The sequence below is a fragment of the Thermosporothrix hazakensis genome (assembly GCF_003253565.1).
GTDB lineage: Bacteria > Chloroflexota > Ktedonobacteria > Ktedonobacterales > Ktedonobacteraceae > Thermosporothrix > Thermosporothrix hazakensis.
The window spans coordinates 79,670-101,753 of sequence record NZ_QKUF01000014.1 but is presented as its reverse complement, the minus strand read 5'-3'; the positions used below and the strand labels follow the sequence as shown (position 1 = coordinate 101,753).

The following is a 22,084-nucleotide window of genomic DNA, read 5'->3' as shown; positions in this document are numbered from 1 at the left end:
AACTCGATCAAAGATGACCGATTCACTTCAGTGAGGAGATGTTATGTCAACAACTTCCCCAACGCAGTTTCAGAACTTTATCGGTGGCAAGTGGTGCGCTTCCAGCAGCGGCAAAACCTTTCTCAGCACTAACCCGGCTCGTACCAGTGACACCATTGGCACCTATCAGAGCTCGACCGTGGAAGACCTGGAAGCAGCGATTGAAGCCGCCACCAGGGCCCAGAAAGGATGGGCGAGCACGCCAGCCCCGGTCCGTGGCGAGATTTTGATGAAGGCCGCCCAATTGATGGACGAACAGCGTGAGGAGCTTGCCCGCCTCATGACCCGTGAAATGGGCAAGATCCTGAAAGAGACCCGTGGCGAGGTTCAGGTCTCTATCGATGTCGCTCGATTTATTGCCGGAGAAGGTCGCCGTGCAGAAGGCGAGACTGTTCCCTCCGGCCTACCCAATAAATTCTGTATGACCGTACGGCATCCGCTTGGCATCGTCGGCATTATCACCCCCTGGAATTTCCCGCTCTCCATCCCTGTCTGGAAAACGCTTCCAGCCCTGATGGCAGGCAATGCTGTGATACTCAAACCCGCCAGCGATACCCCCGCGCTCTCCCTCAAGCTGGCCGAGATTCTACAACAGGCCGGGCTTCCCGATGGCGTGCTGAATGTATTAACTGGCTCAGGCGGCACCCTGGGCACAGCCCTGGCAAGTCATAAGCGGGTCAATATGATCTCGCTCACCGGCTCAACTGAGGTCGGCAAGCAGGTTGCCGAGATCTGCGGGCGTGATCTACGACGCTGTGCCCTGGAGCTGGGGGGCAAGAATGCCGTCATCATTCTTGAAGATGGCGACCTGGACCTTGCCGCCGAAAGCGTCGCCCTGGGAGCATTCGGAACAACCGGTCAGCGCTGCACAGCAACCAGCCGCGTGATTATTCAGCGTTCGGTCCTCAAAGCTTTCACCGAGCGCCTGCTAGCCATTACCGAGAAGCTACGCATTGGTGATGGCCTGGATGAACAGGTTGATATGGGACCGCTGGTCAATATGGGACGTGTCAAAGCGGTTCACGAGTATGCGCAAATTGGCAAGCAGGAGGGCGCCAAACTGGTGACGGGAGGAGCACCCCTGACCGACGGTGCACACAGCGAGGGCGCGTTCTATCAGCCGACCATCTTTACCGAGGTTCAGCCCGAGATGCGCATAGCCCGCGAGGAGATCTTTGGGCCTTTCGTCTCGTTGATTCCGGTGGCCAACTATGAGGAGGCTATTGAGGTCGCGAACGGCAGCCAGTACGGGCTTTCGACTGCTATTTTCACCGAGGACATGCGCTATACCTTCCGTGCCATCCGGGATATCGAGTCAGGACTGGTCTACGTCAATGCGGGCACAACCGGTTCGGAGATTCATTTACCCTTCGGCGGCATGAAGCAGAGCGGCAACGGGCATCGTGAGCTAGGCAGCAGCGCCGTTGATGAGTTCAGCGAGGTCAAGAGTATATTCGTGTCCTATCCGCCTCATAAATAACAGGCTCATTCAAGCAAAAAGCTACCGAGTTTCTGGCGAGCTCGGTAGCTTCACAAACTCAGCTCAGGCACCACTACTCTGCAAAGCGAATTGCTCAAACATAGCCTCCCAGACTTCCTGGTTCTCCAATCGTTCGCGTGGATTGGCAACACGAGCATTGATCATCTCAAAGATACAACATAACAATCGATGCAGGATCATCGCGGCCTGATCGTAAAAAGCCTCAGCCTTATGCACATCGCCGCTCATAATCTCGTAACAGAGGCTGGTGAAGTTCTCGACGTCGACATGATTATGCTCAACCTTAAACTCATAATTGCCAACGTTCGTCAACCCTTCATTCATCATCAAGGACTTGAGCGCATTCGGATCAAGCGCCAGGCCATTCGAGCGCTGCAATTCGGCCAGCGCGTCCATCGTCCAGTTAACAAACTCAGCCAGCGCCGGAAGCTGATCCATTGGCGTTCTACGTTTATCCCATTCCTGTTCCATCCGGCTGATGAGATCTAACAGCGCAAAGTTTTCGAGACGCAGCTTTTCCGCCGGATCCGGCAGGCGCACATTGCGCTCGCTGGGTGGCACCGCCTCCTGCTGCGCGACCAGCAAGAACTTCTGCTGTACCAGTTGCGCCAGATCCTGCGCAACCTCCAGTTCAGGACGACGAATAGCGGTCGCAATCCGCCGCACCCGCCGATACAAATTGACATGGGTGAACAGTTCCAGAGCGCGGAGATCAAAGCGGATGGTAAACGGGATTGCAGGCGAGAGCTGAAGCATGGTGCGCATGCCCTGCGGTAAAAACTGCCGGAGCGTCTGCCACTCATCGCCATAATGCACCATTTCCATCGTGATGCGCAGAACATCGATGTCTAACGAGATTTCTCCATGCGGCAACAGCTTCTGTACATTCGGGCTGGCGATGAACTCATAATTGCCTTCGTTCCATAGAGCCAGTTCGCGGGCCGTCCATAAGACCTTTGTCTTGAGTGCCTGCTGTAACTGATCCTCCGTAATCGCCCCCATTGCGATAAGCCGTTCCCCGATACGCTTCCCAATAGGATCCTGTAATTGTTGCATGTAGGCCTGCTCGATATGGTGATACGTGGTCATACCAAGCTGTTGCAAGACATCACCAAGCGTTAAAGCACTCGGGTCAAATTCGGAGCAGTTCGCAAGCTTCCCTTCATTAAAATAGAGGATACCCATTCGCCCGTTGCTCTGCTTCAGATGGATAGCGCCCGTCATCCCTCCCATTTCCACTATCTGCAATACTTCCACCAGGCCAAAATCTTTGAGTGATCCAGATAAGACAGTGCCTGTATTCATATATCCCCCGTGGGCCAGATCAGTTTAAAAGAACACTGGAAAACATCTACCCTGATTGTAGCGAATCCGAGTCGTTTCTGCGAAGAAGAAAACGTGTCGGAACACTGTTTTCTGCCTCATTATAACAAGCTCAACTTGTTTCAACAAGTATCTTATTGCCTCTGTTATTCCCCTTTTCTACCAGTATGTGTTCTTTTTCACCTTCACACTTAAAGTGATCTGAAACAAGGGTTCGTGCAATGATAAGATGAACTATCCACTTTTCCTTCTTTTGAAGCGGCCCAAATCCAGTTCGCCAACAATCATACCGAGAAAGATTGCCCCACAGCCGATAATTGTCGGGATACTCATTGGTTCCCCGATCACCCCTCCGATGATAGCTGCCCAGACAGGCTCAAGCGCGTAAATCAGCGTTGCCTGTGTGCTGCTCAAGAACTTCTGCACCCAGTTCATCACCGCGATACAGAATGCGGTCGCGATCAACCCCATCGCCAGCGCGGCAAGCCAGACTGTCCAATCAGGAGAGACGAAGCGCTCACCAGCTAGCGGCATCGCGATCACACTCAGAAGCGCCGTCATTCCCATCTGAATAATCGTCTGGTTAAGTGCATCCGAGCGCGCCGCAAACTTGCTGATACTGACAACATGCAGTGCATTTGCTACGGCGCAGCCGAGCATCAGCGCCTCCCCCAGACCAAACGTCAGGGTCAATTGATCATTCACCGATAATAGCGTTAACCCGAGAAAGGACAGCAGCACTCCGACCAGCGCGGCAAGCGTCGGCCTCTGGCGCAACAGCAAGACAGAGAGGATCGTCACAAACGGCACGTAGAGCCCGGTAATAAACGCTGCCTTACTCGATGTCATAAACTGTAAACCCACAGTCTGCAATGCATAAGCGGCAAAGAGAATGACGCCGATACAGGAACCTGAGATCAGTTCCAGTCGGGTAATCCTGCGCAGCCGCTTGTATGAGAAGAGCGCCAGAATCAGCGTCCCGATCCCAAAACGCAGCGCTAGAAAGGTAAAAGGCCCGCTCAGACTGACCGCACGCTGCACCACAATAAAGGTTCCACCCCAGATCATCGAGACCAGGAGCGGCAACAGAATATATTTCAGATGATGACCGTTTCGTGTATGCAGTGCGCTCCCGTGGCCGGGCTGCACGTTTGATTGCATCTCGGTTGCCATAAAAATACAGAACCCTCTCTAGTATTCAGGAAGCGGGCCGTTGACGCCAGGCTCCTTGATAGTTAACAAAGCGATCGAGGTGATAGTACGAGTAACCTGCGGAATACTGCGGATGCGGGCGACCAGCTCCCGTAAGCTCTGAGGAGAGGCCGTCCGGATCTTTAAAATAAAGCAATCCTCGCCATCAACATCATAGCACTCCACAATCTGCGGCTCCCGGCGTACAAAGTCCTCAAAGAGCTCGTTTTCTCCCTCACATGCCTGTAACACCACCCGGACAATCGCAGTCAGTCCGCAGCCAATCTTCGTGGGATCGAGCAACACCGTATAGCCGGTAATCACACCTTCCTGTTCCAGGCGCTGAATACGTGCATAAACGGCAGGTGCGCTCAATCCGGTCGCCTTTCCAAGTGCGGTATGTGTCATCCGGCCATCACGAGCAAGCAAGTTCAGGATCTTTTGATCTATCTCATCCAACGGTACTCTCCCTTTTAACTTTTAGGCATTACTTTCAAATTTCTTCTGTTTCTTTTGTAATACCATATTTTTATTTATAGATCAACAAATAAACTCCAGCCATGTGCGGAGCAGCAGACAAGCGACACCATCCACCGGCCACGCGTGTTATAATGCCGTTATGAGTATAAGAAATCATATTGCTATTGTTACCGGTGCGGGTCGTGGAGTCGGTCGCGCAACGGCGCAGCTCTTTGCCCGGGAAGGGGCCAAAGTTGTCCTTTTCAGTCAGACGCCGGCCCACCTTGAAGAGACCCTGGCCGCGATTCGCCAGGAAGGCGGAACCGCCATCGCCGTTAGCGGCGACGTTGCAAACGAAGACGACGTTCAGGCGCTGTTCCAACAAATGAGGAAACAGTTTGGACGGGTCGATATTCTTGTCAATAGCGCGGGTCTTGTTGCAACGCGTCCCTTCGAGGATATGGATAGCGCCACCTGGGACCGCGTGCTTGCTGTCAACCTGCGTGGCACCTTCCTCTGTTGCCGTGAGGCCTTCAGGATGATGATTGCGCAACACCAGGGCGTGATTATCAACATCTCATCGCTTTCGGGCGTCAAAGGGGTAGAAAAGTTTCCCGGGTTAAGCGCCTACAATGTCTCGAAGGCCGGAGTTGCCAGCCTGACCGAGATTCTGGCAGTCGAAGGGAAGCCGCATAATATTCGCGTCTGTGCGGTCAGTCCGGGAGCCATTGATACCGAGATGCTTCGTCAGGCGGCTCCGCACCTGCAAGCAGGCATGACAGCCGAAGAACTGGCCCGGATTCTCCTGTTCCTGGCCGACGAGAGCGGCAGCAAGTTTAACGGCAGTAATATCGAACTGTTCACCAATGCCTGAACAACCACACGGCGTCTATCCGCCCGGCTCGGGCACCGTCCCGCGTGTTGTAATAGGAGAACAAACATTATGGTGTTTCTGACACGGCGCGTAACCTTCAGCGCCGCACATCGCCTCTGGAGTAACGATCTCAGCGACGAAGAGAATTACGCCATCTATGATAAATGCGCCAACCCCAACGGGCATGGACATAACTATACGCTGGAAGTCACCGTGCAAGGTCAGCCGGACCCAAAAACTGGCATGATCATCAATCTGACAGATCTCAAGCGCATCGTCAATGAACAGGTTGTTGACTGGGTCGATCATAAGCATCTCAACCATGATGTTCCCTGGCTTGAAGGAGTAATCCCCACCACCGAAATGCTGGTTATCAAGTTCTGGGAGCGCCTGGAGAGCGCCTTTCCCGCGCATATGCTCTATGAAGTCACACTGCACGAAACTGAGAATAACGTTGCCACCTACCGAGGTCCCGCATGCGAATAGCCCTGATCGCCCCACTTGTTACCCCTATCGCACAGCCCTTCGTGGGCGGTGCACAGGCGTTAGTCGCTGAACTGGCCACCGGCCTTCATCGAGATGGTCATCAGGTGACGCTCTTTGCCCGCGAGGGTTCCATCCTTCCCGATATCGTGATCGAACAGATCGCTGTGCCCGAGAGCGTGGTTCCAGCCCGCTTCTCGGGTCCGCCTCAGGAGCGCCCTGCTGACGCGGGATTCTTCGCACAGGCCAATCTCTTCCTTGACCTTTTTTTGCGCCTCAAACAGCGGCAGCATGAATTTGATCTGGTTCACGCGCACGCCTTCGACTGGCCCGCCTTCGCCTGTAGTACGTTACTGGATCAAATTCCGGTGGTCCATACCATACATCTGCCTGCCGTCACACCAGAGATCAACGACTGTCTGCGTGTCCTCAACCAACAGGGTCATCCTCTAACGCTGGTCACCGTATCGCAGGCCTGTGCGCAAAGCTATGCTGACTATACCCCATTTGATCGCGTGATCTACAACGGGCTGAACCTCTCGGCGATTCCCTATCAAGAAGAGGTCGCCACCGACGCCCCTCTGCTCTTTGCCGGACGGATTACACCTGAGAAGGGTGTAGAAGATGCCATTGCGATCGCCGAACAGGCTGGTGTGCGCCTGCTCCTTGCCGGAGGCATCTATGATGAGGACTACTATCAGCAGCGCATCAAGCCCCGAATCCAGGGGAACCAGGTCCACTATCTGGGTCAGCTACCGCATGCGGATCTGTGGCGTCTGATGGGGCAAGCGCGGGCCCTCCTGTTCCCGATCTCCTGGGAAGAGCCGTTCGGGCTGGCCGCCGTAGAAGCGATGGCAACAGGCACACCTATCATCGCGTATCAGCGCGGGGCAGCTGCCGAAGTGCTGGCCAATGGAGAAACAGGCTTCCTGGTCACGCCCGGCGATATCGCGGGAGCCGTAAAAGCGGTGCACAACCTCCATACCCTCTCGCGGGCCCGGTGTCGCGCTCACGTGGAGCGTCACTTCTCTTTGCAGAGCATGCTCACCGCTTACGAGCAGCTCTATTACTCGCTATGCCCCAAAGCATAGCCCCACATCGTCTTGAATGATATACTGAAAAACATCCACCCGGAGATCACCACGTGATCGTATCCAACCAGAAATTATGATGCCCATTTATACATATGGTGGTAGAAGAAGAGGCACCATAAAAGAAGGAGATTTGCCGTTATGACCGATCCTCGTGTACAGAAACTGGCTAAGATCATGGTCCATTACTCGCTGGAATTGCAGCCCGGAGACCGCTTTCGTCTGAGCGGATCTATTGCCAGCTTGCCCCTGTTGCGCGAAGTCTATCGCGAAGCAGTCAGAGCAGGAGCAGAGGTTAGCACGCGCATTGAGGTCGAGGATTTCGCTTCGATTTTTCTGCAAGAGGCCAGCGACGAGCTGTTGACCACGGTCCCCGAACTTGCCAAATATGAGCTTGAATATTTCAACAAGACGCTCCACATCAGCGCCTCCGAAAACATCTACACCCTCAGCGGCGTCGATCCCAAACGCATAACCCTTCGTAGCCGCGCCACACGTGAACTGGGCAAGCGCAATATGGAGCGAGCCGCCACTGGAGAGCTACGCTGGTGTCTGACACGCTTCCCGACACAGGGACACGCAATGGCAGCCGGAATGGCCTTGAGCGAGTATGAGGAGTTCGTATACGGAGCAGGCAAGCTCAACGAAGAGGATCCCATTGCCGCCTGGAAAAAGGTCAGCCAGGAACAGCAGCGCATTGTCGACTATCTCAATCAGCACGATGTCATTCATATCGAGGCTCCCGGAACTGATCTGACCTACCGGGTCAAGGGGCGCACCTGGATCAGTGCCGATGGCAAGGTGAACTTCCCGGATGGCGAGGTTTTCACCGGCCCAATTGAGGATTCGGTCAATGGTGTGGTCACCTTCAGCTATCCCGCTATCTATCAGGGAAACGAGGTCGAGAATGTGCGCCTTGTCTTTAAAGATGGCAAAGTGATTGAGAGCAGCGCTGATCGTGGCCTGGACTTCCTGAACACCATGCTGGATATGGACGAGGGTTCCCGCTTTGTGGGTGAGGTTGCCATTGGCACAAACTATGACATTCAGCGCTTTACAAAGGACATCCTCTTTGACGAAAAGCTTGGCGGCACGATGCACATGGCGCTCGGTCAGTCCTATCCTGATACCGGTGGCAAGAACGAATCCGGGTTGCATTGGGATATGATCTGTGATCTACGGCAGGGACGCATCACCGCAGATGGTGAGCTCTTCTATGAGAACGGAAAGTTCCTGATCTAAACAAACAGGCGGCGGTTCAGAACCCGTCGCCTTCTTTCTTGCCTCCATATTCAGACTGCACTCACGCAGCCAGACACGCTAGAAGATGGGCAGGTACCGATCAATTTCCCAACCATGCACCTGCTCGCGATACTCGGTCCACTCAATACTTTTGGCATCAATAAAGCCTTCATAAATGGAGTCGCCGAGCGTCTCGCGAATCAGCGAATCACTACGCAGGGCGTCAAGCGCCTCGCCAAGCGTCGCAGGTAGTAGACGCGCACGTGGACGGAGGCGCCCCCCCTCATCCTGCAAGAAAAGGTTCTCTTCCATTGGTCCCGGCAGATCCAGCTTCCGCTGAATGCCATCGAGTCCGGCCCGCAGCATCACCGCAAAGGCCAGATAGGGGTTACAGCTCGGGTCGGCGCAGCGCAGCTCAATGCGCATAGAGGTCTCGGGATCCTTGCTCAAATGCGGCACCCGGATGAGCGCCTGCCGATTGATTCGGCCCCAATTAATCAAGACCGGAGCCTCATAGCCGCGCACCAATCGCTTATAGGAGTTGACCAGCGGCGCCAGAATCGCGCACATAGCCGGAGCGTGCGCCAATTGCCCGGCGATAAAATAGCGTCCGATCTGCGACAGCCCATACTCGGCCTGCATATCCACAAAGGCGTTTTTCCCCGTCTCCTTTGAGATCAGTTGTTGATGCGTGTGCAATCCAGACCCATTGATCCCGAAGAAGGGCTTGGGCAAAAAGGTTGCGTAAAGGTTATATTGCGACGCGATCGCCTTGAGCACATACTTGGCAGTCATCAGGCCATCAGCGATATGCAGGGCATCCGCAATCTCAAAGTCGAGCTCATGCTGTCCCTCGGCCACTTCATGGTGACTGGCCTCGATCGTAAAACCCATCTTTTGCAGGGCTCGCACCATCTGGCGGCGTACCACCGTTGCCAGATCGGTCGAAAGGTCAAAGTAGCTTCCGCGATCATGGGGTAACGGCGTTGGCGTCTTGCCTTCAAAACGTAACAGGAAGAATTCCAGCTCGGGGGAAACACGATAAAAGAAACCCATCTCCTGCGCGAGTTGGAGCGCCTGCATCAGTGTCGCCCGAGAATCACCGTCAAAGCGTTCTCCTTCCGGCGTACGCACTTCACAGATTACCCGCGCCACCACATCACTGGCGCTCAGTTCTTCATCTGGTGTGGCCTCTATCGTCGGCACCGGACGCACCTTATCCGGCAGCACGGCGAAGGTGCTGAGATCCGGGAAGAGATACATATCGCTTTCGGCCACCCGCGCAAACGCTTCAAGAGAGGAGCCATCGAACCATTTCCCGTAACGGACACTATTAACAAACTGCTCCACGGGAATCGTCACACATTTTGCCATGCCGACAATATCTGTAAATTCAAGATTCACAAAGCGCACGCGCTCGTGCTCAATGGTTGCCATCACTTTCTCATACATACTTAAACCCTGTTCACCGGCCATTGTTCAAGCTCCTCCCTGCGAGCTCTCCAACTGCTGCCAACCCCGACAGCGCTCGTCTCTTCTCTCGTTTTTGTACAGGTTTCAACGGTTATCATTCCTGGTGAGTGCCATTGTTGCATGCATTGTCAGTGCTGTCAAGAAAAAAGCCAAACAGGGGAACAATCTTTTACCTGCCTCCATTATAAGCTCACCTCAGAGCCAAAAAGCGCTATACTGGAAGCAGACAAGGACAGATTACAGGAAAAGAGGGAAAAGATGACAGAGCGTCGCACCAGAATCATACGTCTTGTTATCGTCGTCAGTCTGATCGTGCTGGTTGTCGGAGGGCTACTGGTCTATGTCCGGTTCAATGCACTCCGTTCCTGGATCTTTGGCTCCAGCCGGGTCAGCGGTATGCCGGGCGCCACCACACTTACCCTGCCACCAGGCTTTCAGGCCTCTATCTTTGCCGACGGGCTCTCAGCTCCACGATTTCTGGCCTTCGGTCCAGATGGCACGCTCTTTGTCGCCGAAAGCGGGGCGGATCAGGTTACAGCGCTCCCGGACCCACACCATACCGGCAAGGCCACGCGCCATGTTGTGGTGGCCTCGGGGCTCGATAGTCCGACCAGCCTCGCGTTTCACCAGAATGAGCTCTACATAGGTGAAACGTCAAAGATCACGCGCCTGCTTCTCGGGTCGGACTACCGGGGAATACAGCAACGCGTGATTATCCCGGACCTACCAGCAACAGGTAATCATACCACGCGAACGGTCCTGATTGGGCCAGACAATGCCCTCTATGTCTCTATCGGGTCCAGTTGCAATAACTGCGTGGAGCAGGATAAGCGCCGCGCATCGGTCTGGCGCTATGCCCTCGACGGCAGCCAGGGGCGGCTCTATGCCGATGGTCTACGGAACGCTGTTGGCATGGCTATCAATCCCTGGAACCAGCAAATCTGGGTCACCAATAATGGGCGCGATCTGCTCGGGGATGACACGCCGCCCGAGACGGTCTATGCGCTACAAGATGGCGGCCACTACGGCTGGCCTTACTGCCACGCGGGCGACATTCCTGATCCCGAACTGGGAAAACCCGACTCCTGTCACGGAATCATCAAGCCATTGCTGAAAATGCAGGCTCATTCCGCACCGTTAGGGCTCGCCTTCTACAGACAACAGGCTTTCCCCGAACACTATCATGGGCTCTATATCGCTTTTCATGGCTCCTGGAACCGCAGTGTACCCACCGGCTATAAGGTCGTCTTTGTGCCGCTGAACGCGCAGGGCAACGTGTCCGGACCAGCCCAGGACTTCGCGACAGGATGGTTACAGCAGAACGCAGCGACAGGTAGGCCGGTCGGGCTGGCCGTGGGTCCCGATGGGGCATTATACGTAAGCGATGACAAAGCAGGGTTGATCTACCGCATCGTCGCTACTCAACAGGGATCCGCTGCAATGCCTCCTGCACCGTATAGGGTCTGACTCCGGTCAGTCCCTTCATCAAGCGAATATCAAGCGACGTATTCTTCGGCATAGTGCTATCAGCGGGCATCATGCTTGCACTGAGCCCCTCACAGGGAACCTGCAACGTCTGCATCGCGGTATGGTAGAAATCATAGACCGACATCGCAACCCCGCCGACATGCACGACGCCAATATAGTTGGAAAGCGTAATCTGGGCGATCGCTTCCGCCGCCTGATTGACGTCGAGCGGGCTTTTGATCATATCTTTAAAAAAGGTGAAATGCTCTCCTGCAAGTAAACCAGCACGCACCCGTGCCAGGCGCCGATCAAGCTCGGCATGGGCATAACCGAAGAGATAACTAGGACGAATAATACAGTAGTCGTCACAGAACTCTCTGACACGTTCCTCGAAAAATTGCAGGTTCTTGCCATAGGGTGTAATCGGGTGCGGTACATCCGTCTCGGTATACATGCCTGATCGGCCATCAAAAATACCGTCGCTGGAGATATAGATCACTCTGCGCTCACGGCAGGCATGAACCAGCTTACCCACGCGCAACCGAAACAGGCGACTATCAACGACGGGATCCTGCGCCACATAGGCGACATTCATAGCGATCACCACAATGTCAGCCTGGCAGAGGCTGAGCAACGGAGTCAGATCGTCCGTCCAGAAGTCGTACTGAAGCGACGAGGGGAAAAGCGCGCCTTGCCGATGGGTGGGAAATACGGCGACATCCCGCTGCAAACGCACGGTCAGAGTGCGTCCAAGATAGCCATTTGAGCCAAGTAGAACAACATTGCAATCCTTTTTCATAAGTCTCTATCCTGACGAGATATGAGGACGGCGCAGAAAAGGCCGCAGTATCGCTTCTCCAGGTGAACGGGAAGCGATACTGTACGCACACTTGAGATCACAGGCTCATTGCTGATGGCTTTATTTCAGCCTCAGCAACTGCTCAAGACTCATCCTCACCGCTAGAAAGGCAAGGTATCGCCAACCAGTTCATCACGGGAGAGCGGGCCGACAGCGGCAACGGTCAGCGGATTCAACGGAGAGTAACGCTGTAAGACCTGCATAACCTGATCGGCGGTGACAGCGTCAATCGCATCTTTCACCTCATGTACCGTTCTGACCTTGCGCTCATACCACCATGAACGGGCAATCGCACCCATACGGGAACCAGAGCCCTCGCTGCGCATGACGTTTTCACTCTTCAACTGCACCTTTGCGCGTTCCAGCTCGTCAGCAGTAATGCCGTCCTGCTCCAATTTGCGCAACTCATTTACAATCACCTGAAGACACTCACGTCCCTGTTCTGGCGTGGTTCCGGCATAGATGCGCAGGGCCCCGATATGCCTGTTGCCTGCCAGGCTGGCGGAGACGCCGTAGACCAGACCGCGCTTCTCACGCACCTCGACAAAGAGGCGTGAAGCCATATTGCCACCGAGGACCTCAGCGAGAATCATTGCCGCATAGTAATCAGGATCGGTATAATTAGGGAATGGGCACAGCATACAGATATGTTCCTGCTTGCCCTCCTGTCGATCAAGCACAATCGCATTTTGCGGTCTTGGGGTTTGTTTTGCGACGGCGCTTGCCTGACCGCTCCAATCGCCGAAAAGCGTCTCCATCTGGGCAACGACATGATCCCAGTCAAACTTACCGGCAATTGCAAACAGCACATTATCGGGCTGATAACGCTCGCGCCAGAACTCCTGCAAATCCTGTTTCTGCAACGCCCGTACACTCTCGTTGGTACCAAGCATGGGGCGGCCAAGTGATGTCCCTTCATAGAACTTTGAGCGCACCAGTTCAAAGATGCGGCTCATGGGCTCATCATCGCGGCGGCGAATCTCTTGCAGAATAATATTGCGCATCTGCTCTAACTCATTGCGCGGAAAAGTCGGCGTGAGCAAGACATCACGCAAGAGTGCCAGCGTATCATCAAACTTATTGTGCACAATCTGCGCCCAGATCTGGGAGATTTCCAGGCTGGTGCTTACCCCTTTGCGTGCTCCAAGCGACTCAAAGGCTTCGTTAAGTGCACGGGCATCACGCTGCTTAGTGCCCTGAAGCAGCATATATTCAAACAGATGAGCCAGCCCATATTTTTCGGCAGGCTCATGGATCACCGCAGCATTGAGTTGAAAGCCGAGCGTAATTGAGCTCAGGCTTGGCATATATTGCCCGATTAATTCAATCCCGTTTGGGAGCCGGTGGAAGAAATAATTCGGGGGAAGCGTCTGATTACTCATTCTATACAAACATCCTTTCTGAGCAAGGCTGGTCATGCACGCGAAATTAAGCTCAGTATACCACAATACATTCATTCCAGCGTACATGGAACTGCCGGCCACACCCGGACCGGTTTCTGTCCTTCAGGACAGGGCCCAAATACTCTGCATCAGCTATACTGAGAATACTTCATCTCCGTGTAGCGTTTTTGGCCAGCCACCCTACTATTCAAAGGAGTCTTATGTCTGCCAATCACTCATCTACCAATACATCCGTATCTGAGCATATGCAAAGCGGGTTACCTACCATTCCAGATACCCCGGTCTGGCGCAATCGCACACTACTGGCTATATCACTCGCTGTATGCGTCACGTATATCGGTTTGAGTATGGTGACACCGATTCGTGTGCTCTATGCAGAACAGCAGGGGGCCTCTCTTACCATTATCTCTATGATGGCGAATGCCTTTCTGATCTCAAATTTCGCCTTCCAGTTCCCTGCCGGCTGGCTTTCAGATAAACTCGGACACAAGCGTCTGATGATTATTGGCCTGATCCTACAGGCGATATTAACCATCATCTATCTGGTTATTACAGACCCGATCCTCTTTATTGTCCTTCGCTTCCTCGAAGGCATGGTTGGAGCCGCAGTCGCTCCGGCAGGCCGCGCACTGGTCATCGAAGCCGTACCGGAGCACCAGCGGGGTGAGGCCTTTGGCATATTTGGAGCGGCTTTGAATGTAGGCTTTCTGCTTGGTCCCGGACTTGGCGGCTTGCTTGGATATACCAATACCTTTATTGGTTCGGTTGTCACTCGCCTGATCGGTCTGGTGCTGATTATCACGCTGGTCAAAGGCGGGATATCCCACAAAATCACACAAACAAAGCAGAAAACAAAGCTTCCGCTGCATATGCTCTTCCCGCTCGGACTGATCGGCGCATATGTGATTGCCTTTGGTGATTACCTCTTCCTGGGTTTCGATCAGACTGTTATGCCGATCTGGCTGCATAATGATCTGGGGGCGACGGTGACGGTAGTAGGAATCATTTATATGCTCTGGTCGGTGCCAAACATCATTCTCTCGCCACTGGGGGGCAGACTTGCTGATCGCTTGAGCCGCAAGTGGATCATTCTTGTGGGCGGCCTGCTTCAAGTGCCGCTCTATATGGCATATGGGTTGGCAAACAGCGCCACCCTGGTTGGTATCCTCTTCGTCATTCACGGGGCAGTCTATGGCCTGATGCTTCCAGCCCTTGACGCTCACGTCGCGACATCCTCAACAGCCAACACCAGAGCGCAGATTCAGGGCCTCTATAATATGTTCGGCTTTATGGGGGCATTCGTTGGTAGCACTCTATTCCTGCCGCTCTATCATCTGAACTTCCGGCTGCCACTCGTCGTGAACGGGATTGGCTACGGCATCAGCATTCTTATCGGTTGTCTTATCATCTTTGCCAGTCAGCGCAAACGCGCCTGAACCCCTCAAACGCGGCGCACTGCTTCGCCTCCCGGGCGAAGTAGCTGCGTCTGCTACTCCCCGGAGGCAAACACAACCGAAATATCGTCAAGTGTATACCGGGTGTTACAGAGCCGATTGAGTCCCTGTACAATTGCTTGCGCATCCTCGCGCGTAGTCGGCCTGCCAACATACATAGCCCAGACCAGCAACACCTCAATTTCACTGGCACGCGCAAGGTCATTAATGCTCACATGGTGCCGCTCTAAGAGCAGGCGCAAAGAGGGCCTCTGTGCCTGAAGCGCCAGGCGGCGCTGGAAACTATCCAGCAACTGCATCACGGTCCGCTGCTCCTGCGTTATTTGTCCCTGTGTGGCAAGATAGCGGGGATATGCGAGGATCGCAACGCCAAGTGCAATGATTTCGCTATGGGTTGCCGTGAAAGATACCAGAGTCTCTTCACGTTTCATCATATACCGTCCTTTGTCACATGAATCGTCTTTTTCTCTCCTCTTTTTCCCATGCAACCGAACAGAGAATGTCCCGGCAAAAGTGCTACATGCACATTACTCCTTATTTCAACTTTCGCCAATGCACGCAATTATTATAATGAAAAGAACTTTCACCCTTATATGAGCAAACATCTATTGAAATACAGCAGAGCATGGTTTAGACTTTATCAGAAAAGGAAGCGTTGTAGTGCAGGGTAGGTGGCGATTATGACAAAAACAGACTACTACTGGTGGCATACGTATGGGCCGTTTGACCCGGGAGAAGGGCAATTTCCGCATATCGGTCAGGTTATCAAGCATTACCGTAAGCTCCGGGGCTGGGAACAGGAAGAGCTGGCCCGCATCCTCGGCTGGTCACTGCGCTATATCAAGATGCTGGAAAGCCCAAAAAACAAGAAGATGCCCGAACTTATCCCGCGCCGGGTGCGGATCAGCAGAGCCTTGAACATTCCCCCGGTTCTACTCGGGCTCTCAACAATCGCGTTGCTTGAGCAGCAGCCGGAGCCGCTCACCGAGGTGATAACTGGAGATCTGATGGCAGATGAGAAGATCATCACCTTTTACGAGAACTTGCTTGCACTAAGCTGGGACTTTTACTATAGCAGCAGCGTTCAGCGGGCTGCCTGTACAATCGATCTCTGCTTTTCCAGCCTGAGGAGAAGAGTGGAGAGCGCCAGAGGGGTCTGTAAAGATCAGTTTGAAGCGCTTCTCTGTCGTTTCTATCAGCTCTATTCACTGCTTGAGCGCGACCGCCTGCATATTGATGAGGCATTAGCCTACGAGAATCAGGCTATCGAGATCGCCTTTCACCTCAGAAACACCGAACTTATCGCGGCCTCATTGTTACGCCGCGCCCGCATCTATATCCAGAGCCGACAATTCGAGCCTGCATATCAGGATGCCATGCAGGCTCTCCCCTATGCCGACCTCTCACGCGATCCTCTGAAAGGGAAAGTCTATCAGATCGCCGGTGAAGCGCAAGCATACCTTGCGGGCAAGAGCGAACGCCTTCAGGAAAGGAGCCTGACCTATTTCAACACCGCCGGACATATCGTACGAAAGGGCAGACTCGAACCGGATGGGAGCTTCGTTCGCCTTGATATCACCAGCCTGTATATCGAACGAGCGAAAGCATTGACCCTCTTCGGTCGCTATGATGAGGCTGCACACGCTTTGCTGGTAGCACGCAAGGGGCTGAAGCCAGGCTTGCCGCGCTGGCAGATAAATCTGCTGCTGGAAGAGGCACGTGTCCATTACGCGCTACAACAGTACAGTGATTGCGCGCTCTTTTTGTTGCGAGCCCTGAAAATTGTGCGCGCGCTGGACCTGCCGATGAAAGAGGAGCGGATCAGGAGTACATTCTTGCAATGCAAAGAGCAAGCACCCAATGAACCACATGTCTTCGCCCTGGAGCAGGCGCTTACCCAGAAGAAATAGAGGAGGGCTCTTGCTCCTCCTCTACCCGTTTAGAGTGAGTGCTGCGCGACATTGAAGATAATCTGGTCAATCATCTGTTCAATCGGGGCAAGGTCGTCAGTAAAGTAGACGTGTGCCTGCTTCTCTTCTCGCAGCTTCCCGGTCACCAACGCCTGATAGGCAATCTCTTTGAGCAGGGGATTATCAACCAGCATGGTGTTCTTCTGGAAGTTGCCCAGATTGGTTTTCGCGTTTGTCCCGATAATCAGACTATTGGTAAAACGCAGTGTATCCACAATATAGACGTTTGAGAATACGGTCTTCATATTCTGGGCCATCGCGTTGACCAGCCGGAAATCATCGTTTGTGCGTCCGACGTTAATCACCGCCACGCCATTGGGAGTCAGATGAGAACGAACCGTAGAGAAAAACTCAGTCGAGGTCAACTGAAAGGGGATATAGGGCTGTTGATACGCGTCAATACCAATCACATCATACTTATTTGTGGTGGACTCAAGAAAATAGCGACCATCCTGCACAATCACATTGGTATTCGTCTCGCCCAGATGGAAATATTTCTCGCCCATATCGACGATCTTTTGATCGATCTCAACGCCGTCAATGGCAACGGATTTGTATGCCTCGGAGAAGCCCCGGGCAGAGGTTCCACCACCCAGACCGATAATGCAGACCTTTTTGACCTGATCGGGACTGAACGAATTATTGAAAAAGGGCGCGATTAAAAAATAATCCCAGGGACCGCCTCCCTCCGTCGTCACGCGCTTTGGGTTATAGATGGAATGCACCCCCAATCCTTCATTAAGAATCAACTGGGTTTCTTCTCCTACCTGCACCACCTGAATATAGTTATAGCCCGATTCGTGCTCCTCAAGTAGCTTGCCTCCAATATTGCCATTATCGTCGATCCCACTGGCAGGTTTGATGTTGCCCTGAGATGCCAGAAAAGCACCCCCTAGAGGCAACAACAACAAGATTGAGAGGAAGCGCGCCTTCTCAGCAGGGCTCTTTTGCTGCGGCTTCACAGAGAACAGCAGGCCGATGATCGAGACCAGCAACAGGGCGGCAGCCATGATAATGAAGGTCATCGCGGTGCCATAATTCGGGATCAGCACAAGCACTGGGAGGAAGGTGCCCAGAATGCTGCCGGCGGTCGAAATCGCATAGAGCAAACCGGCGATGCGTCCCGATTTGCCAACCTGATCGACGCTCAACCGAATCGCGAACGGCGAAACACAGCCAAGCAAGACCATTGGCAGCAAGAAGAGCAGAATAACCGAAACCAGCGAGCCATAGAAGACGCCGACCGAGTAGGTGGCAAAAGCCGACAGCGACCAGTGCAAAATAGGCCGGGATAGCGGCGGGATCAAGGCAACCAGCAATGATGCAAGCGCGGTTATCCCATAGAGAACAGTGGGCCGGGGGAAGCGATCCGCAAGGCGACCACCTACATAATAGCCCACTGTCAGGTACAGCAGGATCAGGCCAATCAGGTTCGCCCAGACAAAGAGCGATGTCCCGAAGTAAGGGGCCAACAAACGTGAGGCGGCCATCTCAACGCCCAGAGAGACACCGCCAGAGACAAAGACCAGCAAGATAACCAGCCAGCTCTGCGCTGGACGGCCGGCAGCCTGCGCGGGTGGCGCACTGGTTTCTTGAATCTCTTGTGGACTTGGGGTAGCGGTAGACATAACGAGAAACTCACTTTCCAGTACCGGAAGTCGTTTTTGTTCAAAAAAACAAAGCAAGAGCCATGTTGAAAACGAGTAACATTATCACGTAATGTAGACAATATGGCATAGCTTGTCAAATCATATTCACGGTAGCGGATGCGCGGGTAGAATGCGGCTCAGTACCTGCTTCTGCATCTCTTTTGCTTCCTGACAGAGAATTCCGTATTTCTCCGGCCCCAGTTTCTGCTCAACAGCCTTTAAGAACTTTTCCAGCACGACAACAGAGGTATCCTGAACCTTCTTGCGAATACGAAGCGCCGTCAGGAGAATCGCCAGCGCCTTCTTAAATTGCTTCTGCTGATAGAGCAACATTCCCAGGTTGGTCAGCACCATACCAGCACTTTCGGGCGCATTGGTCTCGTTAATAATATCCAGAGCCTCGATATAGCATTGATAGGCCTGATCGAAATCCTTAATCTGGTGATAGAGCAGCCCCATATTGTGCAAGATCACACACTGTACCTGTCGATCGCTCCCCGCATTCAACTGACTGGCTGCCTCAAAGCAATTCAGCGCATGCTCAAGGTCACGGGCCAGACGAAACATCTCGCCCTGATTGACCAGCGTCGCGACCTCTCCCTTGCGATCCCCGATACGACGCTGCAACGATAGCGCCTGTTCAAAGTACGACTGACTCTGCGGAAACTCACCCAGACGAGCATAGAGCATCGCCACATAACTGGCGACAATCCCCTGATCGCGGGCCGCAATATCACCAAAGGGAGGCAACAGCGATGTATATATGCCTATCAATGTATTCCAGGCTCCCCACTGGATCAAGTTTTCGTGCAATCCTTCGGCAAACAGCAGATCACAGGCCTCCTGCCAGAACCCACCAAGACAGAGGTGACGCACCGCCGCAATCAGTGGCTCAACATCGTGCATCTTCTGGCGCTTCCCTTTCGGTGGATACGCGGTTCGCGCCAGTTCCTGATAATAGGTAGCCACACGTTTATGGCCCGCCGCAATCGCGCTGCGAACCCCATCGGAACCGCTGGGCACCTGAGATAGCGGAGACGTAATGCCATACGCGGTCAGGCTCTCTCCTCGCCGTTGTGGATTGGAATCCAGGAAGTTTTCAAACATATACTGACGCAGCAGGGAATGCAGCATATAGCAGGGAGTCCCGAAGCGATCAGTCGAACACTGCACCAGCGAGAGCTGCACCAGCGTATCCAACTCTTTCTCAAACAGCAGATACTGCGAGCTCTGTTTCTGGATCTGATTGTTCCCGGTAACAATCGCAATCAACGCCTGAAGCGGGACTGGCTGATAGAACAGACTCATGGCCTGAAAGAGCGCAAACTGCGTCGGATTCAGAAAGTGATACAGCGTTGCGATAAGCTGCATCGTTACGTCACCGCTCCACAGCGGACGATAATCCGGAGAATTGAGCAGATAGCTGACGGAAATACCACTGAGCTGGACCACGGCGTTAAACAGCACCAGCGAGAAGATATGCCCGGTACAGCGCTGCCAGATCAGAGACAATTCCTCGGGGGAAGCCCTCAGCCCACGCTCATGCAGCAGTCCAAGCCCCTCAGGAATACTGATCCGTGAGATCAGGCATGAGCGCACCCGGGGAATTTCCAGGCGCTCATCAAAAGGCGATTGATAACTGGTCAGAATAATGCGGCTCGTCCCGATGTCCTGCTGCAACATTTCAAGGAACAGCGGTAACATCCCGCGTCCCCCCCCGCTTTGACTGGTATCCGAGTACAGCAGCGCCTCAAACTGATCCAGAATCACCAGCGCACTTTCTTGTGGACGCCGTAACGCCTGCAACAGCACCTGGATCTGCTCAGCAGGCCGAAGCAGCACAAAATCCTCAACAGGATACTCCAGGCCCTGGAGAATTGCCGCAATCATATCAGGGATGGTGGTAAACGGACTGAGACCAAGCCAGACCAGATAGCGAGGAGCTGGAAGACCGGAACGCTTCGAGAGCTCAAAGCCATTGTAGAGGAGTGCAGCCAGCGTCGACTTTCCGGCCCCGGGATTCCCGGTGAGCACCACTGAGCTGGTCTCCGTATCGCTGACCATACGCAGGAGAATATGGACCTCGTCGGCACGCTGCATCGTCATTGGAGGATCTGTCGCGGGTGGCTTTGTTGCAATAATGCCAAAAGGAGTCAGAGACACAAGCTGCTCGTGCAGGCTTGTCTGTGCCTGTTCAATAAGCTGATTTGTTGGAAGAATTATATCACGATCCGTCTTCACAACTTGCTCCGTTATGCAGTGAGTTGACACCCCACTCGTTACAAGAGTACTCCCAGAAAAACTCTGGTACATGCAAATATAGCATACTCTTCTTTGTCAAAAAAACCTGAGAGAGTAGCCTGATTGTGCTATACTCTATGCATCCAGAAAAACAATATTTTCATGCTCAGCTTGTTTCTACAGAAACTGATTCAGAGATCCAACACCCGATGCATTTCAACGTAAGTCAATATACAATAAAATAGACTCAGAGAACAGCCTTGCGAGACAAAGCACTACTATCGAGCGGATTCAGTAGAATAGAGGGGTAGCCATTGTTACGAATCATCTATATGGGGACACCACAGTTTGCCGTCCCCGCACTGGAAGCATTAGTACAACACTCGGCTCCGGGCAAACTGCTCCCGGAAGGCTATGAGATTGCCACCGTCATCACCCGGCCCGACAAACCAGCAGGCCGCGGACGAGGGATTCTCTTCTCTCCGGTCAAGCAAGCCGCGCTCGCTCATCATCTTCCGGTCTGGCAGCCTGGCTCGTTCAAGAAAGCAGCGAACCGGGAAGAGCTGGCCGCCTATAAAGCCGATCTCTATATTGTCGCCGCCTTCGGCCAGATTCTGCCACAGGCCGTCTTAGATCAGCCCCGCTATGGCACACTCAATATTCACGCCTCGCTGCTCCCCAAATATCGGGGCGCAGACCCTATAGCGGAGTCCATTTTACAGGGAGACACAGAGACCGGCGTCTCGATCATGCTCCTGGATGCGGGCATCGATACCGGGCCGGTGCTGCTGCGCAGATCTATTCCTATCGCCGAAGACGACACCACTGGAACCCTGACGGGCAAGCTGGCAGAGCTCGGCGCGAAGGCCCTGCTTGAGGCCCTGCCCCGCTGGATCGCAGGTGAGATTCAGCCAGAGCCACAGGACGAAGAGCGAGCCTCCCATACGCGCATGTTGCAGAAAGAGGATGGCCTGATTGACTGGACGAAGCCAGCCGGAGTTATTGCCCGCCAGGTACGCGCTTATTCACCCTGGCCGGGGACCTATACCTACTGGCGCGGCAAACTGCTCAAAATCCATGCCGCGAAAGCCGTCGCGCTTGAGCCTGCCAAGCCTGTTCCTCCCGGAACGGTTGCCGTTCGAGAGGAGGCAGGCCATGTCTATATGGGCGTGGTAACCGGGAGCAGCTATCTGCTTATCAAGCAGTTACAACTGGAGGGCAAAAAGGCAATGAGCACCGAAGAGTTTCTGCGGGGCTATCGGCAGATCGTCGGGGAGGTACTGGGAGCACCTTCACAGGCCTGATGTGGTATAGAAGCGGGGAGGCACGGAAAGCACAAAGCTTCCGTACCTCCTGATGTTTCAG

At 53.8% G+C, this 22,084-nt stretch carries 18 protein-coding genes; 9 read left to right on the top strand and 9 right to left on the bottom strand.

Going from position 1 to position 22,084, the window contains the following annotated elements; all coding sequences use genetic code 11:
* Nucleotides 1-43 precede the first annotated feature (43 nt).
* On the top strand, nt 44-1,519 hold the full coding sequence (locus EI42_RS18750) for an aldehyde dehydrogenase family protein (protein WP_111324165.1): 1,476 nt from the start codon (nt 44-46) through the stop codon (nt 1,517-1,519).
* Between the two features lie 63 nt (nt 1,520-1,582).
* Here EI42_RS18750 and EI42_RS18745 read toward each other — a convergent pair whose 3' ends face one another.
* From EI42_RS18745 to EI42_RS18735, 3 genes are all read right to left on the bottom strand, one after another.
* Complete coding sequence (locus EI42_RS18745; RefSeq protein ID WP_111324164.1) at nt 1,583-2,845, bottom strand: DUF4388 domain-containing protein; 1,263 nt, start codon at nt 2,843-2,845, stop codon at nt 1,583-1,585.
* Between the two features lie 252 nt (nt 2,846-3,097).
* The gene (locus tag EI42_RS18740; protein ID WP_111324163.1) at nt 3,098-4,036 is read right to left on the bottom strand and encodes a DMT family transporter; all 939 of its coding nucleotides are present in this window, start codon (nt 4,034-4,036) and stop codon (nt 3,098-3,100) included.
* A gap of 18 nt (nt 4,037-4,054) precedes the next feature.
* Nucleotides 4,055-4,513 carry an Lrp/AsnC family transcriptional regulator gene (locus EI42_RS18735; protein ID WP_111324162.1) on the bottom strand — a complete coding sequence of 153 codons (459 nt, stop codon included), beginning with the start codon at nt 4,511-4,513 and terminating at the stop codon, nt 4,055-4,057.
* Nucleotides 4,514-4,673: 160 nt separating this feature from the next.
* Here EI42_RS18735 and EI42_RS18730 point away from each other — a divergent pair, with 160 nt between their 5' ends.
* The 4 genes from EI42_RS18730 to EI42_RS18715 all read left to right on the top strand — a co-directional run bounded on the left by EI42_RS18730 (nt 4,674) and on the right by EI42_RS18715 (nt 8,203).
* Nucleotides 4,674-5,387 (top strand): SDR family NAD(P)-dependent oxidoreductase, encoded by a 714-nt coding sequence (locus tag EI42_RS18730; RefSeq protein WP_111324161.1) that lies wholly within the window; start codon nt 4,674-4,676, stop codon nt 5,385-5,387.
* Nucleotides 5,388-5,456: 69 nt separating this feature from the next.
* Nucleotides 5,457-5,873 carry a 6-carboxytetrahydropterin synthase gene (locus EI42_RS18725; protein ID WP_111324160.1) on the top strand — a complete coding sequence of 139 codons (417 nt, stop codon included), beginning with the start codon at nt 5,457-5,459 and terminating at the stop codon, nt 5,871-5,873.
* Complete coding sequence (locus EI42_RS18720) at nt 5,864-6,961, top strand: glycosyltransferase family 4 protein (RefSeq protein WP_111324159.1); 1,098 nt, start codon at nt 5,864-5,866, stop codon at nt 6,959-6,961. The genes EI42_RS18725 and EI42_RS18720 overlap by 10 nt, the downstream gene beginning before the upstream one ends.
* Nucleotides 6,962-7,102: 141 nt before the next feature.
* Nucleotides 7,103-8,203: an aminopeptidase gene (locus tag EI42_RS18715; protein ID WP_111324158.1), complete on the top strand. Its 1,101-nt coding sequence runs from the start codon at nt 7,103-7,105 to the stop codon at nt 8,201-8,203.
* Between the two features lie 78 nt (nt 8,204-8,281).
* Here EI42_RS18715 and EI42_RS18710 read toward each other — a convergent pair whose 3' ends face one another.
* Nucleotides 8,282-9,679, bottom strand: a complete 1,398-nt coding sequence (locus EI42_RS18710; protein WP_111324157.1) for a glutamine synthetase family protein — start codon at nt 9,677-9,679, stop codon at nt 8,282-8,284.
* A gap of 255 nt (nt 9,680-9,934) precedes the next feature.
* Between EI42_RS18710 and EI42_RS18705 the strand changes: the two genes are divergently transcribed.
* The gene (locus EI42_RS18705) at nt 9,935-11,143 is read left to right on the top strand and encodes a PQQ-dependent sugar dehydrogenase (protein WP_170142745.1); all 1,209 of its coding nucleotides are present in this window, start codon (nt 9,935-9,937) and stop codon (nt 11,141-11,143) included.
* Here EI42_RS18705 and EI42_RS18700 read toward each other — a convergent pair.
* Together EI42_RS18700 and EI42_RS18695 are read right to left on the bottom strand one after the other, a co-directional pair.
* Nucleotides 11,094-11,942 carry a sugar nucleotide-binding protein gene (locus EI42_RS18700; RefSeq protein ID WP_111324155.1) on the bottom strand — a complete coding sequence of 283 codons (849 nt, stop codon included), beginning with the start codon at nt 11,940-11,942 and terminating at the stop codon, nt 11,094-11,096. The genes EI42_RS18705 and EI42_RS18700 overlap by 50 nt on opposite strands.
* Before the next feature lie 161 nt (nt 11,943-12,103).
* Nucleotides 12,104-13,384: a M16 family metallopeptidase gene (locus EI42_RS18695; RefSeq protein ID WP_170142744.1), complete on the bottom strand. Its 1,281-nt coding sequence runs from the start codon at nt 13,382-13,384 to the stop codon at nt 12,104-12,106.
* A gap of 221 nt (nt 13,385-13,605) precedes the next feature.
* On the opposite strand from EI42_RS18695, the gene EI42_RS18690 reads away from it, so the two are divergent.
* Complete coding sequence (locus EI42_RS18690; RefSeq protein WP_111324153.1) at nt 13,606-14,841, top strand: MFS transporter; 1,236 nt, start codon at nt 13,606-13,608, stop codon at nt 14,839-14,841.
* Nucleotides 14,842-14,894: 53 nt separating this feature from the next.
* Here EI42_RS18690 and EI42_RS18685 read toward each other — a convergent pair whose 3' ends face one another.
* Complete coding sequence (locus tag EI42_RS18685; protein ID WP_111324152.1) at nt 14,895-15,293, bottom strand: hypothetical protein; 399 nt, start codon at nt 15,291-15,293, stop codon at nt 14,895-14,897.
* A 246-nt stretch (nt 15,294-15,539) separates the two neighbouring features.
* On the opposite strand from EI42_RS18685, the gene EI42_RS18680 reads away from it, so the two are divergent.
* Nucleotides 15,540-16,769, top strand: a complete 1,230-nt coding sequence (locus EI42_RS18680; RefSeq protein ID WP_111324151.1) for a helix-turn-helix domain-containing protein — start codon at nt 15,540-15,542, stop codon at nt 16,767-16,769.
* A 29-nt stretch (nt 16,770-16,798) separates the two neighbouring features.
* Here EI42_RS18680 and EI42_RS18675 read toward each other — a convergent pair whose 3' ends face one another.
* On the bottom strand, nt 16,799-18,457 hold the full coding sequence (locus tag EI42_RS18675; RefSeq protein ID WP_111324150.1) for a spermidine synthase: 1,659 nt from the start codon (nt 18,455-18,457) through the stop codon (nt 16,799-16,801).
* A 126-nt stretch (nt 18,458-18,583) separates the two neighbouring features.
* Complete coding sequence (locus EI42_RS18670) at nt 18,584-20,719, bottom strand: tetratricopeptide repeat protein (protein WP_170142743.1); 2,136 nt, start codon at nt 20,717-20,719, stop codon at nt 18,584-18,586.
* Between the two features lie 314 nt (nt 20,720-21,033).
* On the opposite strand from EI42_RS18670, the gene fmt reads away from it, so the two are divergent.
* A complete protein-coding gene (fmt, locus tag EI42_RS18665; RefSeq protein WP_211326249.1) occupies nt 21,034-22,023 on the top strand; it encodes a methionyl-tRNA formyltransferase in 990 nt (329 codons plus the stop codon).
* Nucleotides 22,024-22,084 lie beyond the last annotated feature (61 nt).